Below are 2,816 nucleotides of genomic sequence, written 5' to 3'. Positions count from 1 at the left end.
CCGTAAAATCTTCAACGTTCTTTCGCCCCACGTTTGCTGAAGTTGCGAAAACCAAGCTAAAGTAGGCAGCGTGGTGAGTCAACGTACAAGATACTTATGTTTTCACCGTAAGGACGTTAAGTGGTGAGTAGTTCAATAAAATGGTAGTTCTTCACCTGTAATTTTAGATAGCGCATCCCTTCCAGCAAATATATCATCCAGCTCTTTGGATCACTATCTTGTTCCCTGCTCTTCTAAATCATCTTCTACTGTCCAAATGTTATCTTTTTTCATTTTCATATCTCCTCTTTCTTGTAATTTGTTAAGATTCATAACCTAGCCTGCGAACTTGAAAACAGTACAAAAAAGGCTTCTTCAAGTCGATTAATAATGTGCATAGCAAAATAAACTATATATACACTAATCGGCTCAAAGAAGCCCTTTCACAATTGAAACAAGACGTAACTTGCTTCTACAACTCAACCACAACACAAGAAGGTGTGGGAATAAACGGAATCAAATAAACGAACAATATAACCATATATTACACAATTAGGATAATCGAATCAAGATATTTTCTAAATTTCAACGTATTCCCCAAAAGAATTCTCCTTCCTCAAGCGCGAAGGACGTAGCCAACGATAGGTGGGAGATGAATATCCGTTCGGCATATAAACTAGCTATATGAAGTTCTTTGATAACTTGATATAGGACGTTGAAGGAAGAAAATGAAGTGCGAAAACCAAGCCATTTGGTTCCTGCGTAAAATATCAATTGTACCAAAAGAGCGAGTATACGAAGCACATCTAGGGTGGAACATCCCTAAGTAACGATCAGAGAGCCGAAAGCTTATTTTCGCCATGGAGCTGAGAATCTCCCACTTCAAACTTTCCTAAGTGGCGAGTAGTTCACAACAAATCTAATACTGAGAATATGGATACTAAATATACCCTCAAAAACAGAAACCTAACTGCATACCTTCTGAAAGTAAACATAAGAAAAACGTTCTACTCCATATGAGTAGAACATCTCCTCACTTTAATTCATATAGTTTTTTGGACTTATTTATTTTGTGACGTATTTAAAAAATTAATAAATTCATCTTCATTTACAGGCTTACTGTAGTAATACCCTTGAATTAGATAACATGCATTTTGTTGTAACACTGTTAATTGCCCCTTCGTTTCTACCCCTTCTGCTATTACTTTCATATTTAAAGTATGGGCTAACGAAATAATAGTTTGTATAATTTCATCTCCATCATTTGAAGTTCCAATCCTATTCACAAATTCTCTTGGAATTTTCAAAGTATCAATTGGATACAAAGGTAGATACGCTAATGAAGAATATCCTGTACCAAAATCATCAATTGATAAATGTACACCATATGATTTTAATGCTTTTAACTTCGATAAAGTTTCTTTTTCATCTACCATGGCAATACGCTCTGTTAATTCCAAATCAATCGAGTTAGCTGGTACCCCTACTTCTTCTATAATAGATATGACTGTTTGAACAAAGCCCTTCTGTTCAAACTCTATAGCTGATAAATTTATCCCCATCTTTAAATTTGAATAGCCCGCAGAATGCCATTCTTTCAGTTGCCGACACGCTTCCTGTAACGTCCATTTCCCAATTGAAATAATCTGCGACGTTTCTTCCGCGATAGGTATAAACTCAAAAGGTGAAATTAGCCCAAGCTCTGGATGTTGCCAACGTATTAAAGCCTCTGCACCAATAACCTTTCCTGTCTTACTATCAACTTGTGGTTGATACAATAAAAACAACTCATTATTTTCAATTGCATTCGGTAAATCCTGTTCTAATTGTAATCGTCTTGTTATTTTTTGAGATAATGTCTCGTCGTACATACAAACAGCATTGTTACCTTTTTCCTTTGCGCTATACATGGCGATATCAGCATGTTGTAAAAGTGTAGTAGTGTTTATTCCTCCAAACGGATACACTGCTATTCCTATACTAAGAGATAAGTAAAAACTATGCTGATTTACTACAAATGGTTTTTCAGTTATACGAAACAGATTTTCACATAAATCCAATAGCTGTTGTTCTGTGTGGTTATGGACTAAGACTGCAAACTCATCTCCCCCTATTCTCGCTAGAGGAATAGACGGTGACAGACATGTCCTAAAACGTTTAGCAACTTCTTTTAAAACACTGTCACCGATTGAATGTCCCATTGTATCATTAATGGTCTTAAAACGATTTAAATCTATATACAGGAGTCCAAATTCACCCTGCGTTTTTTGTGCACGCTCAATGGATTTTTCTAATTCTTGTTGGAAGAATATTCGATTTCCAATCTCCGTCACTGTATCATGGAATGCTAGATAGTTTATCTTATCTTGTTGTTGCTTCATTCTCGTAATGTCTTTTACCATTACATAACTCCCAAAAGTTTGTCCTTCTATCATAATAGGAACAATGGTCACGCACCAAAAATGAATGTCCTTCTCATTATTGTTTTTCACCCGTAATTGTAACGAAGTCGAACTGCATCGATTCCCTTCCTGTAGAGCTGCTTCCAATTCAGTTCTATCTTCATCTATAAAAATTGAAGAGCATTCTTTACCTATTAATTCATCACTGTTTTTTCCTAATAACGTACTTCCAGACTGGTTTATATTTAACACAGTACCATTTGAATCAATCGTTAAAATAGGATCTGGATGATACTCATATAAGGACTTAAATCTCTCTTGATTATTAACCAAGTCATTGGATTTGGTTATTAAATCTGCTGTTCTTTGAGATACTTTTTGCTCTAATTGATTATTAAACACTTTTAATGTTTCGGTTAAATCTTTGTTTTGCAT

General features: G+C 35.2%; 1 protein-coding gene. It reads right to left on the bottom strand.

Annotated features, from left to right (window positions below; all coding sequences use genetic code 11):
- Positions 1-1,040: 1,040 nt before the first annotated feature.
- On the bottom strand, positions 1,041-2,816 hold a 1,776-nt coding region (locus tag CER22_RS30785; RefSeq protein WP_142293615.1), incomplete at its 5' end, for a sensor domain-containing protein.

The organism is Bacillus sp. K2I17 (assembly GCF_002209985.1).
Taxonomy (GTDB): Bacteria; Bacillota; Bacilli; order Bacillales; family Bacillaceae_G; genus Bacillus_A; species Bacillus_A wiedmannii.
Note: the sequence above shows the minus strand (reverse complement) of the source record. Positions and strands in the feature narration are given on the sequence as shown.